14 protein-coding genes are annotated in these 15,274 nt (G+C 69.7%); 3 read left to right on the top strand and 11 right to left on the bottom strand.

The window, feature by feature from the left end; translation table 11 throughout:
- Positions 1-8: 8 nt before the first annotated feature.
- From ABZ098_RS19105 to ABZ098_RS19065, 9 genes are all read right to left on the bottom strand, one after another.
- Complete coding sequence (locus tag ABZ098_RS19105) at positions 9-836, bottom strand: TIM barrel protein (protein ID WP_356592551.1); 828 nt, start codon at positions 834-836, stop codon at positions 9-11.
- 102 nt (positions 837-938) lie between these two features.
- Entirely contained in the window at positions 939-1,634 is a 696-nt protein-coding gene (locus ABZ098_RS19100) for a 7-cyano-7-deazaguanine synthase (protein ID WP_356592549.1), read from the bottom strand.
- A 13-nt stretch (positions 1,635-1,647) separates the two neighbouring features.
- Positions 1,648-2,238, bottom strand: coding sequence for a phosphoribosyltransferase family protein (locus tag ABZ098_RS19095; protein ID WP_356592547.1), 591 nt, complete (start codon positions 2,236-2,238; stop codon positions 1,648-1,650).
- A gap of 5 nt (positions 2,239-2,243) precedes the next feature.
- Positions 2,244-4,292, bottom strand: coding sequence for a hypothetical protein (locus tag ABZ098_RS19090; RefSeq protein ID WP_356592545.1), 2,049 nt, complete (start codon positions 4,290-4,292; stop codon positions 2,244-2,246).
- A complete protein-coding gene (locus ABZ098_RS19085) occupies positions 4,289-4,939 on the bottom strand; it encodes an HAD family phosphatase (protein WP_356592543.1) in 651 nt (216 codons plus the stop codon). The genes ABZ098_RS19090 and ABZ098_RS19085 overlap by 4 nt, the downstream gene beginning before the upstream one ends.
- Complete coding sequence (locus ABZ098_RS19080; RefSeq protein ID WP_356592541.1) at positions 4,936-6,750, bottom strand: non-ribosomal peptide synthetase; 1,815 nt, start codon at positions 6,748-6,750, stop codon at positions 4,936-4,938. The genes ABZ098_RS19085 and ABZ098_RS19080 overlap by 4 nt, the downstream gene beginning before the upstream one ends.
- A gap of 40 nt (positions 6,751-6,790) precedes the next feature.
- Positions 6,791-7,429: a GTP cyclohydrolase I gene (gene folE, locus ABZ098_RS19075; RefSeq protein ID WP_356592539.1), complete on the bottom strand. Its 639-nt coding sequence runs from the start codon at positions 7,427-7,429 to the stop codon at positions 6,791-6,793.
- A gap of 56 nt (positions 7,430-7,485) precedes the next feature.
- The gene (locus tag ABZ098_RS19070; RefSeq protein ID WP_356592537.1) at positions 7,486-8,232 is read right to left on the bottom strand and encodes a 7-carboxy-7-deazaguanine synthase QueE; all 747 of its coding nucleotides are present in this window, start codon (positions 8,230-8,232) and stop codon (positions 7,486-7,488) included.
- Positions 8,229-8,639 (bottom strand): 6-carboxytetrahydropterin synthase, encoded by a 411-nt coding sequence (locus ABZ098_RS19065; protein WP_356592535.1) that lies wholly within the window; start codon positions 8,637-8,639, stop codon positions 8,229-8,231. The genes ABZ098_RS19070 and ABZ098_RS19065 overlap by 4 nt, the downstream gene beginning before the upstream one ends.
- A 225-nt stretch (positions 8,640-8,864) precedes the next feature.
- On the opposite strand from ABZ098_RS19065, the gene ABZ098_RS19060 reads away from it, so the two are divergent.
- From ABZ098_RS19060 to ABZ098_RS19050, 3 genes are all read left to right on the top strand, one after another.
- Entirely contained in the window at positions 8,865-10,205 is a 1,341-nt protein-coding gene (locus ABZ098_RS19060; RefSeq protein ID WP_356592533.1) for a helix-turn-helix transcriptional regulator, read from the top strand.
- 264 nt (positions 10,206-10,469) lie between these two features.
- A complete protein-coding gene (locus ABZ098_RS19055) occupies positions 10,470-11,936 on the top strand; it encodes a peptide deformylase (protein ID WP_356592531.1) in 1,467 nt (488 codons plus the stop codon).
- Positions 11,937-12,122: 186 nt separating this feature from the next.
- Positions 12,123-12,728 carry an HD domain-containing protein gene (locus ABZ098_RS19050; protein ID WP_356592529.1) on the top strand — a complete coding sequence of 202 codons (606 nt, stop codon included), beginning with the start codon at positions 12,123-12,125 and terminating at the stop codon, positions 12,726-12,728.
- A gap of 245 nt (positions 12,729-12,973) precedes the next feature.
- Here the strand turns inward: ABZ098_RS19050 and ABZ098_RS19045 are convergent, their stop codons facing one another.
- Positions 12,974-14,752 carry a glycoside hydrolase family 15 protein gene (locus ABZ098_RS19045; RefSeq protein WP_356593064.1) on the bottom strand — a complete coding sequence of 593 codons (1,779 nt, stop codon included), beginning with the start codon at positions 14,750-14,752 and terminating at the stop codon, positions 12,974-12,976.
- Positions 14,753-14,811: 59 nt separating this feature from the next.
- Positions 14,812-15,126, bottom strand: a complete 315-nt coding sequence (locus ABZ098_RS19040) for a hypothetical protein (RefSeq protein WP_356592528.1) — start codon at positions 15,124-15,126, stop codon at positions 14,812-14,814.
- Positions 15,127-15,274: the final 148 nt, after the last annotated feature.

The following is a 15,274-nucleotide window of genomic DNA, read 5'->3' as shown; positions in this document are numbered from 1 at the left end:
CGGCTGGTTCAGGTGCGGGCGGTCAGGGAGGGCAGCCAGTCGAAGTCGACGGCCTGGTTGCGGGTCGGCTCGTACTCCAGGCCGATCCAGCCGTCGTAGCCGGAGGCGTCGATGCGCGCGAAGTAGTCCGGGTAGTCGAGGACTCCGGAGCCGGGGCGGCCGCGGCCGGGGGTGTCCGCGATCTGGAAGTGCACGATGCGCTTCTCGTGGCGCTGCAGGAGGGCGGGGATGTCCTCGCCGTTGCGGCCGTGGTGGTACAGGTCGCACAGGAATCCGGTGTTCGACAGTCCCGAGGCTTCGTTCACGCGGTCGGCCATGGCAACCGTCGCATCGGCGTTGCTCAGCGGGTAGTTGGGGGCCTCCTGGCGGCTGATGGTCTCCAGCACCACCGACGCTCCCACCTGGTTTGCGGCGCGCGCCGCCAGCACCAGGTTCTCCAGGGCGAGCTCGTCCTGGGCGCCGTCGTCCGCGTCCGGCTGCCGGTTGCCGTAGAGGGCGTTCAGGACGCGGCAGCCGGTCCGGTCGGCGAAGGCGACGGCGGTGTCGATGCTGTCGCGGAACCGGTCCGCGCGGCCGGGGACGGACAGCAGCCCGCGGTCGCCGGCGCGCATGTCGCCCTCGAGGAAGTTCATCGCGACCAGCTGCAGGCCCGCGTCGCTCAGGGCGCCGGCCAGGGCGTCGACGTCGCGGTCGTCCGGGGCGGGGGAGTCGAAGGGCCACCAGATCTCGGCGGCCTCGAATCCGGCGGCGGCCGCGGCAGCGGGCCGCTCCAGGAGGGACAGGTGGCCGTACAGCATGGACAGGTTCGCGGCGAACTTCAGGGTGCCGGTGTTCATCGTGGTCAGGTCTCCGTCCGGTGGGCCCACGGCGAAACCGCCGTGCGGGACTGGGGATGTCGGTGTGCTGCTCAGAGGCAGAAAGAGCGCTGCGAGCCACGGTCAGGTCGGGACACCGACCGTCTCCAGGGCAGCGAAGAACTCCTCGGCCCGGTGCTCGGGGTAGGTGCCGTCGCGCATGGCGCCCAGGTAGTAGCTCTGCACGCGCTCCCACTCCCACGGGTTGGCGGCGAACTCGCCAGCGATCTGGTTGTTGGCCAGGGCGATCCACCGGCGCAGGCAGCTGGAGCAGCGCCCGCAGTGCACGCGTCGCCCGCTCGGCTCGAAGCAGGAGAGGGTGTCCAGCAAGTCCCGTACGGGCAGGCGGGCCTCGACGTACCAGCGCACGATGTCGGTCTTGGTCATGTCCCAGAAGGGGCTGTCGACCTTGATCGGACGGCCGGCGAACTCCGAGAGGACCTCGCTCATCCGCGCGAAGGCCTCGGGGCTCTTGTCGAGCGTGTGGTCGCCCCTGACGCCGACGCACCAGATGGTGTCCGCCTCGTAGTTGGAGGCGAGCATCGCGAAGTAGATGTTGCGGAACGGGATGAGCGGGCGGGTGTCCCAGTCGGACAGGTCCAGCGCGGTGCTGACCGTCAGGTCGATGCCGCACCGCTCGGCGAGCTCGCGCACGCACTCAAGTTCCTGCTCGCGGAAGTGGTGGCGGATGTCGAAGTACACCGCGCGCGGCTTGCCCAGGAAGTACCAGGCCGGGAAAGAGTCCAGCCCGGCGGAGTACAGCAGTACGTCGTTGCCCATCGGGTTCTCCGGTTCAGCTCGGGCTGGCAGCGGCACGCGGCGCGGGCATCTGGCCCTGGACGGCCTTCGGCGTGCCCGCCGCCGAAGGCCCGTCCCCCGTCTCCCAGGGGAAGATCACCCAGGTGTCGGTCTGCTCGCCGACGTAGTCGATGCGCTCCTTAGGCGCCTCCGACGCCGCCCAGTTGGCCAGGTTCACGGTCAGGACCGCCGTGCGCAGCCGCCGGACTCCGAGCGCCTCGACCATCCGGCGCGTGCGCTCCAGAGTGGCGCCGCTCCCCGCAATGTCGTCGACCAGCAGGACGTCCCGTGCGGCCAGATCGCCGAGGGAGGCGGGGTTCTTGTAGGCGGGGGCGCTGGTCTTGGTGGCGTTGACGCCGTCCGTCGCGGTGTGCGTGACCTCGACCGTCCGGACATCGCGGATGCCGAGCTGGTGGGCGATCATCACGGCCGGGATCATCCCGCCACGCATGATCCCGACGACAGTCTCCGGCACGCCGTCAACGTTGGCCCGGACGGCCAGCTCGTTGACGATTGCTTCGACTCCGTTCCAGGTCAGGCGTATGGGGGCCTGCGCGGAGGCGGGAGGGGAGGTGGGTGTGGTCACGGAAGCTACTCCTCACGGTGGGAGCCCGGCGTGCTCGGCACGCGAACCTGGTGCCAGGCGGGCAGGAAGCGGTCGACGATCAGGGCCCAGATGCGGTGAACCTCGGGCTGAAGGTCTGCGGGGACGGCTATCTCCACCGGGGTCGCGCCGACGGCTCCGGGGTGGTGGTGGGTCGCGAGGGCGTGCCGGCCGCGGTCACGCAGCTGTACGGTCAGCCACACCCCCGGCGCCGTACCGGGCAGTTTCACAGTGGTCCGTACGGTCCGGCCCGGCACGAGTTCACCCGGCGCATGGAGGCGGACGGCTTCGTGGGCGGGCGAGGTGGGACGGTCGGCCACCAGGCCGCAGCGCGGACAGGCGACACGGATCCGCTCCACGGCGCCGGGCACAGGCCCGGACCACACGGTCCGCTCCAGCGGGCCGCGGCAGTATCCGCAGGGGCCGGCGGCCGTGGGCCGGTGGGATCGGGTGTGGGTTGCGCTCGCGGCGTCGGTGAGCTGGTCGAGCATGCCGAAGCGGGAGTGCTCGCTCATCTCGGACAGGGCCTTCGCCCAGCTGGTGGCGTGCCGGTTGAGCTCGGCGGGAAGGTCCGGCAGGGGCCCGTACCCGGCTCGCAGCGACTTCTGGACGAGCTGCAGCGTGGCGAGGGCGCTCTCCCGGGCGGCTTCGCGATGACGCCGCATGACCTTGAGCCGTTCGACCACGCGGTTCTTGGGGCGGTCGGCCGCCATCGCCCATGCGCGCAGGTTGTCCTCGAACAGGGCGCCGGCGTCCAGGGCGGTCAGCCAGCTGGTCAGCTCCGTACGGAGGCCGAGCGCCACCGCGTGCCCGTCCTTGACATGTGCCGGGTCCTCGGGGCCGTGCCAGATCCCGTCCCGGGTCACCAGCCCCGTCAGCCGACCGCCGGGGGAGGGCGCAGTGAGGAGAGCTGGACGCCGGGCGGGCCACGGGGTCAGGACCGGCGCCGGTCCGGGCTCGGGCGCGGCACCCAAGGACTGGTCGGGGTCGCCGAGCAGGAGGTATCCGCTGGTTCGACCCACGGTGTCGTTGAGGTCGGCGGTGACGGCCCCCAGCGGGCGGCCGGCGGCGAGCAGCCGGCCGGCCAGGCGCGGCTCGGTGTTCACGGGCAGGTCCTGGTGCACCATCCCGATCACCGCGGCCGGATGCCCTTCCAAGGCGGCGTGGGCGAGCGACACGCTGGAGGGGTAGTGCTCGCGCGGGTCGAGGATGAGCGCGGTGCACACGAACAGCGCCAGCGTCCGGCACGCCACGTCGCGCAGCAGCAGGGGGGCGAGCGTGCCGCCCGCGCGGCACCGGTCCGGGGTGCAGCCGCCCGGCACCGGTGAGCCGGTGCTGTCGAGCTCCTGCTCGCCGGTCAGCCCGCACACGCTGTAGGGGCCGAGGAGGGCGTGCGATCCCGAGCCGTGGGCCTCCACCACGGCGGTGCGCCACCTGCCGCCGACGGCGGTGTCCAGGGCGGTGCGCTCGTCGAGTACCAGCCCGCATCGGGCGGTGCCGGTCAGCCCGTCGAGAAGCACGTCGTGCTCCTCGAGCTGCGTGGTGCGGGCGGCCAGGATCTTGGCGAGCGAGAAGGCGACGCCCGGAAGGTCAACTCCGGTCAGCAGCCCGACGCGTACCGAGCGCTGGGACCAGGTGTGCAGCAGCGGGGCCAGGGCGGCCAGGGAACAAGTGCTGGCCGGGGCGGTGAGCAGCACGCTGCCGCCGTCCGGGACCGGCACCGTCACGGCGCCGTTCAGGTCGTCGACGTGGACGAAGCCTCGGCCCAGGACTCGGGCGGCGCTCTGGGCGAGCTGGCCGGTCGCGCCGACGCCGACCACGAAGCTCCCGCCGGCCGGGGCCGGATAGGAGGCTAGGGGAGGCTGGGCTCCGTAGAAGGCGGCGACGTCCGCCCAACGGGCGGCCCGCTGCGGGTCGGCCGGCCGCAGCAGCGCGATCCGTCCGCCTTCCAGGCGCTTGCACCATTCGGTGAGGTCCTCGGCCCAGCAGAATCCGTTGGGCAGGTCCGGGGCCGCGACCGGGTCCAAGATGGTCATCCGCGGCGTTCCCCCTTCGTGTCCGGGGTGGGCGGGGGCAGGGTGATGCCGCATGCGGCAAGGTCGGCGATGAGCCTCGGGACGGAGACGAACTCGACGGCGCGCAGTCCGACGTGCCGGGCGGCGATGACGTTGGTGGGGTTGTCGTCGGCGAAGAAGATCTCCTCGGCGGGCACACCCATGGCCTCGATAGCCAGCCGGAAGGCCACCGGGGACGGCTTGATCACGCCGAGGTCCGCCGAGTTGATCAGCTTGTCGAAGGCGTCGAACCCGAGCCGGGCCAGGTCCGCCTCCAGCCCGGTGGTGTTGTTAGTGAGGATGCCGACGGGAATGCCCTGGGCGCGGACACCCTTGAGGACGGCCACCGCGTCCTCGTCCAACTCCCCGGGGTCCTTCGCCCACACCTCCACGGCGGCGCCCGCGTGGGGCCCGAACTCGGCCACCAGGTCGCCCCGGACGGCCTCCAGCCACTCCTGGTGGGAGTAGACGCCGTAGTTGGCCAGCGCGAACGAGCCCTTGTAGGCGATACGGCGCAGGGTCCCCGGCGGCAGGCCGACCGCCTTCTCGGCTTCAGCGCGGCCGTTGCCCCGGAAGTGCTGGATGACTCCGCCCAGGTCGAACAGGGCGGCACTCACGCGGGAATTCATGCCGACTCCTCGGTGGCGGAGGCCAGAGCACGGGCGAGGAACGCGGGCGTCGGTTGGGCGGTGAAGTCCGCGAGGGGGATCTCGTGTCCGAAGAGCTCGTTGATGCGGTGCAGGAGCTCCACGCAGGCCAAGGAGTCCCCGCCGCAGGAGAAGAAGTCGCTCGTCGCGGTGGCGGGCTCGGCGCCGGTGGCTTGCCGCCACCACCTCCGGACCGCGTCCGGCAGTGGCACGGCCGTGCTGTCCGCGGCCGGAGCCGTGCCGTCCGCGGAGGCCGGTGGGGCGCCGGGGGAGACCAGGGCGGCGAGCGCGCGCAGATCCGGTTTGCCGTACCCGGTCAGCGGGAGCGAGGGGTGCAGGTGTATGCGGGCGGGGACGGCGGTCGATGGAAGCCGGCTGGCCAGGTGCGCGCGCAGTGCCGCCTCGGTGATCCGGCCGCTGGGGACAGCCGCGTGCAGGGCGAGGACGTCCCGGCCGTCGGCCGGTTCGGCGAGGGCCGCCGCCGCGGTCACGCCGTCGAGGGCCAGCGCTGCGGCTTCGACTTCCTCCGGCTCCAGGCGCACGCCGCCGAGGTTGAGCTGTCGGTCGATCCGTCCCTCGTACACCAACTGTCCATCCGGGCGCCGCCGGGCGCGGTCACCGGTCCGGTACACGCGCACGGCCCGGTCGCCGATCGTGAGCGTGGGGAAGGAGCGGTCCGTACGGTCGGGCAGCCCCGCGTACCCGTCGGCAAGGCCCACCCCGGCCAGGTGTAGGTGACCGGGCTGTCCGTCGGGCACGGGCTGGTCATCTCCGTCGAGGAGGAAGTCCTCCACCCCCGGCACGGGTCGGCCCAGCAGCGCCGGCTGGTCGTCGGCCGTGATGTGCGGTGCCACGTGGGTGGCGATGGTCGCCTCGGTCGGGCCATACGCGTTGGCGACCTGGTGTCGGTCAATCCAGTAGCGGAAGCGGGCCGCAGCCAACGCCTCGCCGCCGACGACAAGCAGCCGCAGCTCGGGCAGCGTCACCTCCGGTAAGGCCGCGAGCATGGTCGGGGTCATCGTGGCGACCGTGACCTGCTCCCCAGCGAGCCACCGGACCAGTCCGATCCCGGGGACCCGCTGACGGCCGTGGGGAACACACAGGGTTGCGCCGACGGTCAGGGCCAGCAGCGTCTCCCAGAGCACGACATCGACCGAGGCCGCGGACAGTTGCGCGATCCGATCCTCCGCCGTGATGCCGTACAGATCCGCGAAGTCGGCGATCCGGCGGGCCAGTCCGCTGTGCGGGAGCACCACGGGTTTCGGCGCACCCGTCGAACCGGAGGTGTGCAGGATGCACGCGGCCCGGCCGCCCGCAGCCGCGGCGAACTCGGGGCCAGATTCGGGCAAACGCGCCGCTTCCGTCCCGGGGAAGGCGACGGCCGATCTGCCGTCCGGCCACCAGCCCGGTATCGCCCCGCCCGTGTGGACCAGCAGATCCGCGCTCCCAGCCAACAGACGCAGCCGGGCCGGCGGGTGGTCGAGGTTGACCGGGACCGCCACCGCCCCGGCCCGCCAGATGCCCAGCAGGCACCCCACCCAGTCGGCACCTGGCGCCAAGCCGATCGCGACCCGCAGCTCTCCGCGGCCCCCTGCGACGGCCAAGATGACGGAGGCCACCCGCCCAGCCCGCTCCCACAGCTCCCCGTACGTCACCCCTTCCTCGCCCGAGCGCACAGCGCAGACGTGGGCACGATCCTGAGCCTGCCCGGCGATGAGAGAGAGCACCGAACCTGATACGGGACCGAGCGGTGTCTCGGCACACGACAGAACGACAGCCGGTGATGTGGACATCAGCTCACCTCCTTTCTGGTCTGCTCGGCGGAGCCCGGGGTCAGGTGGCGTTCCACTGGGCGGCGGCGAGGATGACGAACTGCTGGTTGAGCACCGGGTCGGTGGCGAACCGGCCCCCGGTGTGCACGGTGGTGGTGCGGGCGTCCTCCATCCGCACGCCCCGCATGCTCATGCACAGGTGCAGGCCCCGTACGACGACGGCGAGGTCCTTGCGTCCGAGCACGCCGGTGAGGTGCTCGGCGATCTCGCGGGTGAAGCGTTCCTGGACCTGGAGGCGGCCAGCGAAGTGTTGGGCGACGCGCCCGAACTTCGACAGGCCCACCACCTCGCCGTCGGGCACGTATCCGGCCGTGACCTGCAAGTTCATGGGCAGCATGTGGTGTTCGCAGAGCGACCACACGCTCATGCCGCCCACGATGACCAGTTGATCGCTCAGCTGCGACTCGGTGAAGCAGGTGGCCACCGCGGCGCCGTGCGGCGACAGGAAGTCGTCCCACCACGCCGCGACGCGGTCCGGGGTGTCGATGAGCCCCTCGCGGGCAGGGTCCTCGCCCAACGCGATCAGGAGCTGAGAGATCAGGTCGGTGACCCGCGCGGTGTCGATGACCGCGGCGGGCCGGCCGGAAACGGGGAGGGCAGTGTTCAGAGCAGCGTCGGGGCCGGCGATCGAGGTCGTCATGGGCTTCTCTCGCTTCCAGGTGCTGGGGAACGAACGGGTCAGGCAGAGCGGGAAGGTCAGCGGCCTCGCGCGTCCGCGAAGGCGAGCACGTGCAGCCGGGTGGTGAAGTGCCAGCGCCGGACCGCGACCGCATCCGCCAGGATCCAGGTGGTGGCGGTGATCCCGTCGGCGGTGGTGCCCTCGGGCATCACCCACACCGGCGCGAGCCGGTGGGCGTCGACGAGCTCGGCGATGCGGTCGAGGTCGGCCACCGAGGACGCGACGAACTTGAACGCCGCCCGCCCGGAGGCCACGAACGCCTCCAGCGCGACGGGCACCACGCTCTTGGCCTCGTCCATGCCGAAGCTGGCGATCTTGGGCGAGACGTTGAAACGGACCCCGTCGACCAGCAGCTCAGACACCGGCGCGATGGTGCCGTTCGTCTCAAACTCCACCCGCTTCCCGGCTGCCAGCAGTGCCTCGACGAGCGGCACCAGGCGGGCCTGCTGGAGCAGCGGCTCCCCGCCGGTGATCACGACCAGCTCCACCGGCGAGGAGGTGGCCCAGGCCACGAGCTCGGCCACCGTCTTCTTCGTCGACTCCTTGCGGGGATCGAACTGGGACCAGTCCCAGGTGTACTTGGTGTCGCACTTGATGCAGGTGAGGTTGCACCGGGACAGGCGGATGAACAGGGCGGGGTGCCCACAACTCGGTCCCTCGCCCTGGAAGGTTGGAACCTCGACGCCGAAACACTCCGCGACAATCAGCCAGAAGCCGGCGTCGTCCGTCGCCGGTCCGTCCGTGATCGGCTCAAGTGTGGTCACTGCCCCTCCACCTCGAAGCGGGCCCAACTGCTGCCGGTCTCGCGGACGACGACGGCGACCAGGCGGCCGGGGATATTCGATTGGAGGTTCTGGATGAACCAGCCCGCAAAGAACTGGGCCAGGCGCTCCGAGGTCGGCTCGAAGGGGAGGATCTCGTGCAGATTGCGGTGGTCCAACTCGATGGCCAGGAACTCCTTGAACGGGGCAAGCGCGCCGAAGTCCGTGACGAACCCGGGTGCCTCCAGACGCGAAGCGGTCAGGACGATCTCGACCTCGTAGCTGTGGCCGTGCTGGCGGGAGCACTTGTGCTCGGGCGCCAGTCCGGGAAGACGATGGCCTGCCTCGAAGCCGAACTTCTTGCCGATGGTGAAGGCCCCGGGCGGCAACGGAATGGAACTGTGATCCACGACATTCCTTCGTGAGTTGGGGACGAGGCGACACCGGCCGCCGGAGGAGTTCACGCAGGGGTCGGCCCTCGGGGCTGAGCCCTGCCGGGCCGTACGCTCGCACCACGCACCAGATCGCCGAGGTGATCGAGTGTCGATCAACTGCACGTATTGCCATAGGAGTTGGCGGTCATCCCGCGGTAATCCCGACCGTCTCGCGGCTACGCTCAGCGAAAGGACCGTTGATTGGATGACGACGTGGCCGAGAAGAATCACCCTCTGGCACGGGCTCGGATCGCGCGCGGGATGACAGGGGTTGATCTCGCCCGGGAGATCCGCAGCGCGGCCGAACGCCGCGGGCTGAGATCGGGTGCTACCAAGCAACGCGTCTACAAATGGGAAACAGAGGGCGTCACACCCGATGCCGACTCGCAGTCCTACATCGCCGAGACGCTGGGAGTTCCGGCCGAGGTGGTCAATCCTCACTCGTGGCCGAACTGGCTCCCGGGCGTCGGCGCCATGGTGATCCCACTCGGTCCTACCAGCCCGGTCCCGGCCCTCCGAGAGGCATTGCGAACGACCATGGAACGCTCCTCCCGCCGTACCTTCCTGACCGCCGTCTCCGGCAGTGCCCTGGTCACACTGGCCAGCACCTGGGCGTCGACTGATACCTCGGCCCTGACGGCCCAGACGGCGCACGGCTCCAAAGCGGTCGGGGAGGACCTGGTCGCTCTGCTCGAGGAGACCAGCGCACGCTTGGCCGTTCGGGCAACCGAGCAGCGTCAACACACTGCACCTTTGGTTGACGCGCTCCTGACCACGGTCACAGACATCATTGAAGGCAGCCGGTACAACCGGCCGGTCAAACTGCGCCTCCACGCACTTGCCGCGAGCCTGAGCCAGACCGTGGGGTGGCATCGTTTCGACTATGGGTTGCACGCCGAGGCGAGCCAGTACTGGATCGCCGGACTGCACAGCGCCCACACCGGAGGCGACCGCGACATGGGCGCGGCTCTGCTCGGCGACCTCGCCTACCAGGCCTCCTGGCGGGACGATCCGCGTACGGCCGCCGGCATTCTCGAACGGGCCCTTTCCGGGACCCGGCACCCGGCTGCCCGGTCCCTGCTCCAGCTCCGGCTCGCGCGGGCCCTGGCGGTACAAGGCGAGCGGCGAGCTACCTTGCGTGCCCTCACGGCAGCCGAACACCTCCTCGATGCCTCGTCCGGGGAGCCGGTGCCGCCTTGGTGTGCGTGGATTTCCAGCGCCGATCTGGCCGTCGACTCGGGGCAGGCCCTGCTCGACCTGGGTGACACCCGGCGTGCCCACCAGCTCATCCGGGAGGGCCGGAAGTTGTTGCCACCCAGCCGTGCCAAGACGAGTGGTGTCTTCCGTGCCTACGAGGCGCGTAGCCACTTGGACCTGGGAGAGCCCGAGCGGGCGGCCGCGGCCGCCCTGGAAGCACTTCAGGTCGCCCAGCGCATCGGCGCCCCCCGGTGCGTCGAGCTGGTGCAAGGGCTCGTTCCTCGTTTCGAGGCACACTCCAGCGTCGAAGGAGTGCCTGAGCTGCTGGCCCTCGCCGCTGCGTGACACACCAACGGTCTTCACGAAGGTTGCCGGTCGGACGCGCGCTGCAGATACAGAACGAGTGGCGAAATGACGTGTTGCGAGGCGTGCCCAGCGCTTCAAGTAGCCGACCTCCCGCAGCGACGAGTGAAGGGTGGCCGCTGGCGCGCGCCGATCACTACACAACGCCCGCCTGCTAGCACCATTGAGCTCTCGCCGGGCAGGATGAGGCGACGGTGAGGGGCCCTCACTCATGGACTTGCCCAACTCCTGGAGAAGGAAGGCGCCTTGGACAACGAGGAGCGCGGCACATTCGCCGCAGAACTCACGCATTGGCGCACCGTTCGCAGTCTGTCCAAGAGGGCTTTGGCGGCGCGACTCAACGTCGACCCCTCGTACGTCAGCCACCTCGAGGCCGGACGCGAGCATGGGAGCGCCCACCTCGCCCGCCGAGCGGATGCGGAACTCGATGCAGGCGGCGCCTTGTGGGTTGCGTGGCAGCGGACGGACGCATCTTCGACGAAGGGTGAGCTGGCCGAGCCCTCTTCCCACACAGCCCTGCTGGTGTTGGAAGACGATGCGGCCCTGGACCTCGACGGCAGCACCTTCCACCTGCGCATGCGCCGGCTTCTGCGTAACGACGGTGCTGATCCCGTCACCAGATACCTCGTCCGCATCAATGTGGATCGCTACCCCTCCGAACCTGAGCGCTCCAACGCCCTGTACCGGCGCCACCCGTTGACCTGGGAGGAACTCGGGCTGGAAGCCCACTGCGGCGACGAGCCCATGGGTTGGACCGTCAAACACGACCGCGACGCGTTCAAGGAGGTGTGGCTTCAGTTCCAGAGCGCCACCAGCCGCTTCCCTCTCTACCCGGGCCAGGAAGCGGAGATCACTTACTCCTACAGCGTCAGCGCCGACAAATGGGGCCCCTGGTTTCAGCGGGCTGTCCGGCTGCCGACCCGGCGCCTGTCCGTGGAACTCGCCTTTCCAACCGAGACCGAGCCGACAGTCTGGGGGACCGAGACCTCCATGAGTACGGACTTTGCGCCTCTGCGTACGCCGCCTCGACAGAACATGAGGGGTGACCGGACGGTCTTCGCCTGGAGCACGATGGACCCACCCCTGCACACCCGTTTCCGCTTGGAATGGCGTCTGAAGAATCCCGACACGAAAGAGAACAGCCCTGTGAGCACCCTCTCCGCGAGCCAGGCCATGGCGAACGCCGGCATCGTCCAGGAAGGCGCCCCTGTCCTCACGAGCCCGGTCCGCCCGTTCGACCTGCCGGCGGAAATTGCTGAGGCGCAGCACATCGTCGGTGAACTCCTCGGTGCGATCGAACGGGTCCGCGAACTGCACACGTTCGGCAAGGGCATGGGCATCGCCGCCCCTCAGCTCGGCATCGACCGTTCCGCAGCCGTGGTCCTCCCTCCGGACCCGGAGGCCGAGCCGATCGTGCTGCTCAACGCCACCATTGAGGAGACGTCCGCCGACCAGGACGAGCAGTTCGAGGGATGCTTGAGTTTCTTCGACATCCGCGGCCGCGTACCTCGCCCCCTCAGCATCGTTGTCGCGCACAGCGACCTCGACGGCAGCCCTCGGCTTTCCCGCTTCACGCAAGGGATGGCCCGTCTCGTCGCCCACGAGGTCGACCACCTCGACGGAGTTCTCTACCGCGAGCGCATGCGACCCGGTGTCCAACCGATCCCGGTTGAGGAGTACCGAGGCACCGGGACGCAGTGGAAGTATGGCTGAGCCGGGATCCCGGGGCGGCGACTGAGCCAGCGGGCTGTAGTGAGGTGTCACGAAAGGCCGCACGGCAAGGAACGGGCCGTCGAACTTCTCGACGCGGCGGTCCTGTCGCCGGTATCGCGGCGCGACATCGAAGCGGTCCCTAACCTTCTCCGGCAGACGAACTGACGCACCGCCAGGAGCAACGACGTGCCCGAACAGACCCCCACCGACGCCGAGACCGCCGGCACAGCCGCCCTGCTCTTCGAGGCCGGCGCCTTGCGGAACCAAACGCGCACCGGCTGGCACTACGACGATGTTCCCGTCTCTGCCGCCGAGACCGTCGCCGAGCACAGCCACCGCACTACCCTCATCGGCGTCGCGCTGGCCGCGATGGAGGGAGCTGATCCCGCCCGCACCGCCCTGCTGTGCGCGCTTCACGATCTCCACGGGACCCGCATCGGCGATCAAACGCCGGTCACCCGCCGCTACGTCACAGCCGCGGAGCCACGCAAGGTGACAGCCGACCAGGTAACCGGAACGCATCCGGCCGTCCGAGGCACTGTGACGGCGGCCGTCGAGGAGTTCGAGGCCGGTGAGACCCTCGAAGCCTGGTGTGCCCGCGACGCCGACAAGCTGGACTGCCTCTACCGGGCTCTGGAGTACCGGACAAGTGGCTACCGCACTGACGGGAAGGTCGAAAGGTGCCGGGCCGCGCTGAGGACTGGTTCCGCCCGCAGCCTTGCGGACGCCGCCACCGCAATGGATCCGGCCCAGTGGCAGCACACTCTGCTCGGGGCACCAGCAGCACATTGACCCGCCCGCAGTCAGTACTGGATCGACGTCGGTAACCACCAGGGTGTGGCGATCCGGTCCAGCCTCCCCTTCAGAGCAGCGTGCACCCCAGCTCTCGTCGTCGGTCAGATTCACCGAGCATCCTTCGTCCCTGTACTTCAGAGGGCGCACAGGAGATGCCATAGCCTGGCCGCGGGCAAGACCAGGACCAGGAAGTGGATGAGCATGACGACCGGTGCGGCGGTTCCGTGTAGCGATCGGCGTTCTCACGCGGTGATCACGGTCGCGGCCGCCCTTCGTAGTTCGTGCAGCAGGACAGCGCTGTCTACGAGGCCGAGCATCGAGTAGGCCTGCGGGAAGTTCCCCAGCTGCCGCCCGGTGACCGCGTCGTACTCCTCCGCCAGCAGGCCCATGTCACTGCGCAGCGCCAGCAGCTGTTCGAATAGCTCCTCGGCCTCGGCGAGGCGGCCGGTGAGCGCGAGTGCGTCGACCAGCCAGAAGGAGCACAGGAGGAAGGAGCCCTCGTCACCAGGGAGCCCATCCATGCCCTCGCGATGGCCGGCGGTCGGGTACCGGTGAACCAGGACGCCGTCGGTGCCCAGTTCTCTGCGGACGGCGTCCACGGTGCCGACGACGCGTGGGTCCTCGGCCGGCAGGAACCCGGTGCGCGGCAGCAGCAGAAGCGAGGCGTCCAGCTTCTGAGAGCCGTACGACTGCGTGAAGGTGTTGCGGACTGGGTCGTAGGCCTGCGCGCATACCTCAGCGTGGATTTCGTCGCGCAGGCGCACCAGCTCACCCAAGTCGGTGTCCAGCAGCCCGTTTTCGGCAAGGCGGACAACACGGTCGACCGCCACCCAGCACATGATCTTGGAGTGCGTGAAGTGCTGGCGGGCCCCGCGGACCTCCCAGATGCCGTCATCGGGCTTGCGCCAGTGCCGGCGCACGTAGTCGACGAGCTTCAGGATCAAGCTTTCGGTACTGTCGCACCGTGCGACGCCGTGCTCATGGGCCAGGGCAAGAGTTTCGATCACCTCGCCGGGTACATCCAGCTGTAACTGGTGCACTGCGTCGTTGCCAACGCGGACCGGTCGAGAGCCCTCGTACCCGGGCAACCAGTCCAGCACACGCTCGGGCAGCTCCCTGCTCCCGTCGAGGCGGTACATAATCTGCAGGTTTTCAGGATCTCCGCCGAGGGTGCGCAACAGCCACCGCCGCCACGCGACGGCCTCGTCGCCGTAGCCGGTGCGCAGCAGCGCGGACAGGGTGACCGAGGCATCGCGCAGCCAGCAGGCCCGGTAGTCCCAGTTCCGTACCCCGCCGAGTTCTTCGGGCAGCGAAGTGGTGGGCGCGGCGACGATCCCGCCGGTTCGGGCGTCGTTGAGGGCCTTGAGTGTGAGCAGGGCGCGCATGACCGGCTCGCGGAATGGGCCGTCGTAGGCCAGATGGTGGGCCCACTCCTCCCAGAAACTGCTGGTCTGTGCGAGCGCCTCCCCGGCGGCGGGGACTTCGGGAGCGGGGGCGTGCGATGACTGCCAGCTCAGGGCGAAGGCCACGCGCGCGCCGGCCGTGACCGTGAAATGGTGGTGGATGGTGCCGTCTTTCTCCTGGCCGGGCACGGAGGTATCGAGCCACAGTGCGTTGGGCCCGGAGACTGCGGCCATCCGCCCGCCCTCGTCGTAGATCCACGGCATCGTCCGGCCGTACCCGAAGCGCGGGGACAGCGTCGACGTCATCTCCACCGTGCCAATGACACCCTCAACGATCCGGATCACCTGCGGGTGACCGTCCCGGGGCGGCATGAGATCCAGGACGCGGACGGTCCCGGTCGCTGTGTCCCACTCGGACTCGACGATGAGCGTGTCCCCCCGGTACCGGCGACGGTCCGCGTACGGGGCGGGATCACCTTCGGGGATGGTGGGGCCGATCCGCCACGATCCGTGCGCGTCCGTCCCGATCAGCTCAGCGAACGCGGCAGCAGAGTCGAAGCTGGGCAGGCACAGCCAGTCGATCGATCCGTTCCGGCCGACTAGGGCAGCGGTCTGCATGTCGCCGATCAGCGCGTAATCCTCAATGCGCTGGCGGCTGTTCAAGATGCGCGGCGTGTTCATGCGGTCCGGTCTCCGGTAGTGGCGGGTACGAGGTAGGCGTGGGACTGGAAGGCTGATCTGGTGACTGCGATCCCTGGCTCGATCTCCGCCCAGTGCACGCGCTCGCTGATCGGGAAGGTCGTCTGCCGGATGAACATGGCGGTGGGATTGCGGCCGCCGTTGTTGGGTGACAGGTAACCCTTCATCTCCAGCGGTTCCTCATCGGCCTTGAGGCGCTTGAGGCGCCGTTCGTCGTCAAGATCGCTGTAGGTTGCCTCCTGCCTGAGCAGGATGTCGGGGCGGCGGCTGGCCGCCAGCTCGTGGGCATCCACCCAGCGTTGCGGGATATCGCCGCCCGGGTGTCCGGGCCACCGTCTCGCTCCAGGTTCAGCGAGACGACCAGCACGACTGGCTCCCCGTACGGCAACTTCGTGGGTGTGGCTGCCTGGCCTGTGCCCGGCTGGGACGTTACCGGAATGC

It is taken from the genome of Streptomyces sp. NPDC006335, from assembly GCF_040612795.1.
Lineage (GTDB): Bacteria > Actinomycetota > Actinomycetes > Streptomycetales > Streptomycetaceae > Streptomyces.
Note: the sequence above shows the minus strand (reverse complement) of the source record. Positions and strands in the feature narration are given on the sequence as shown.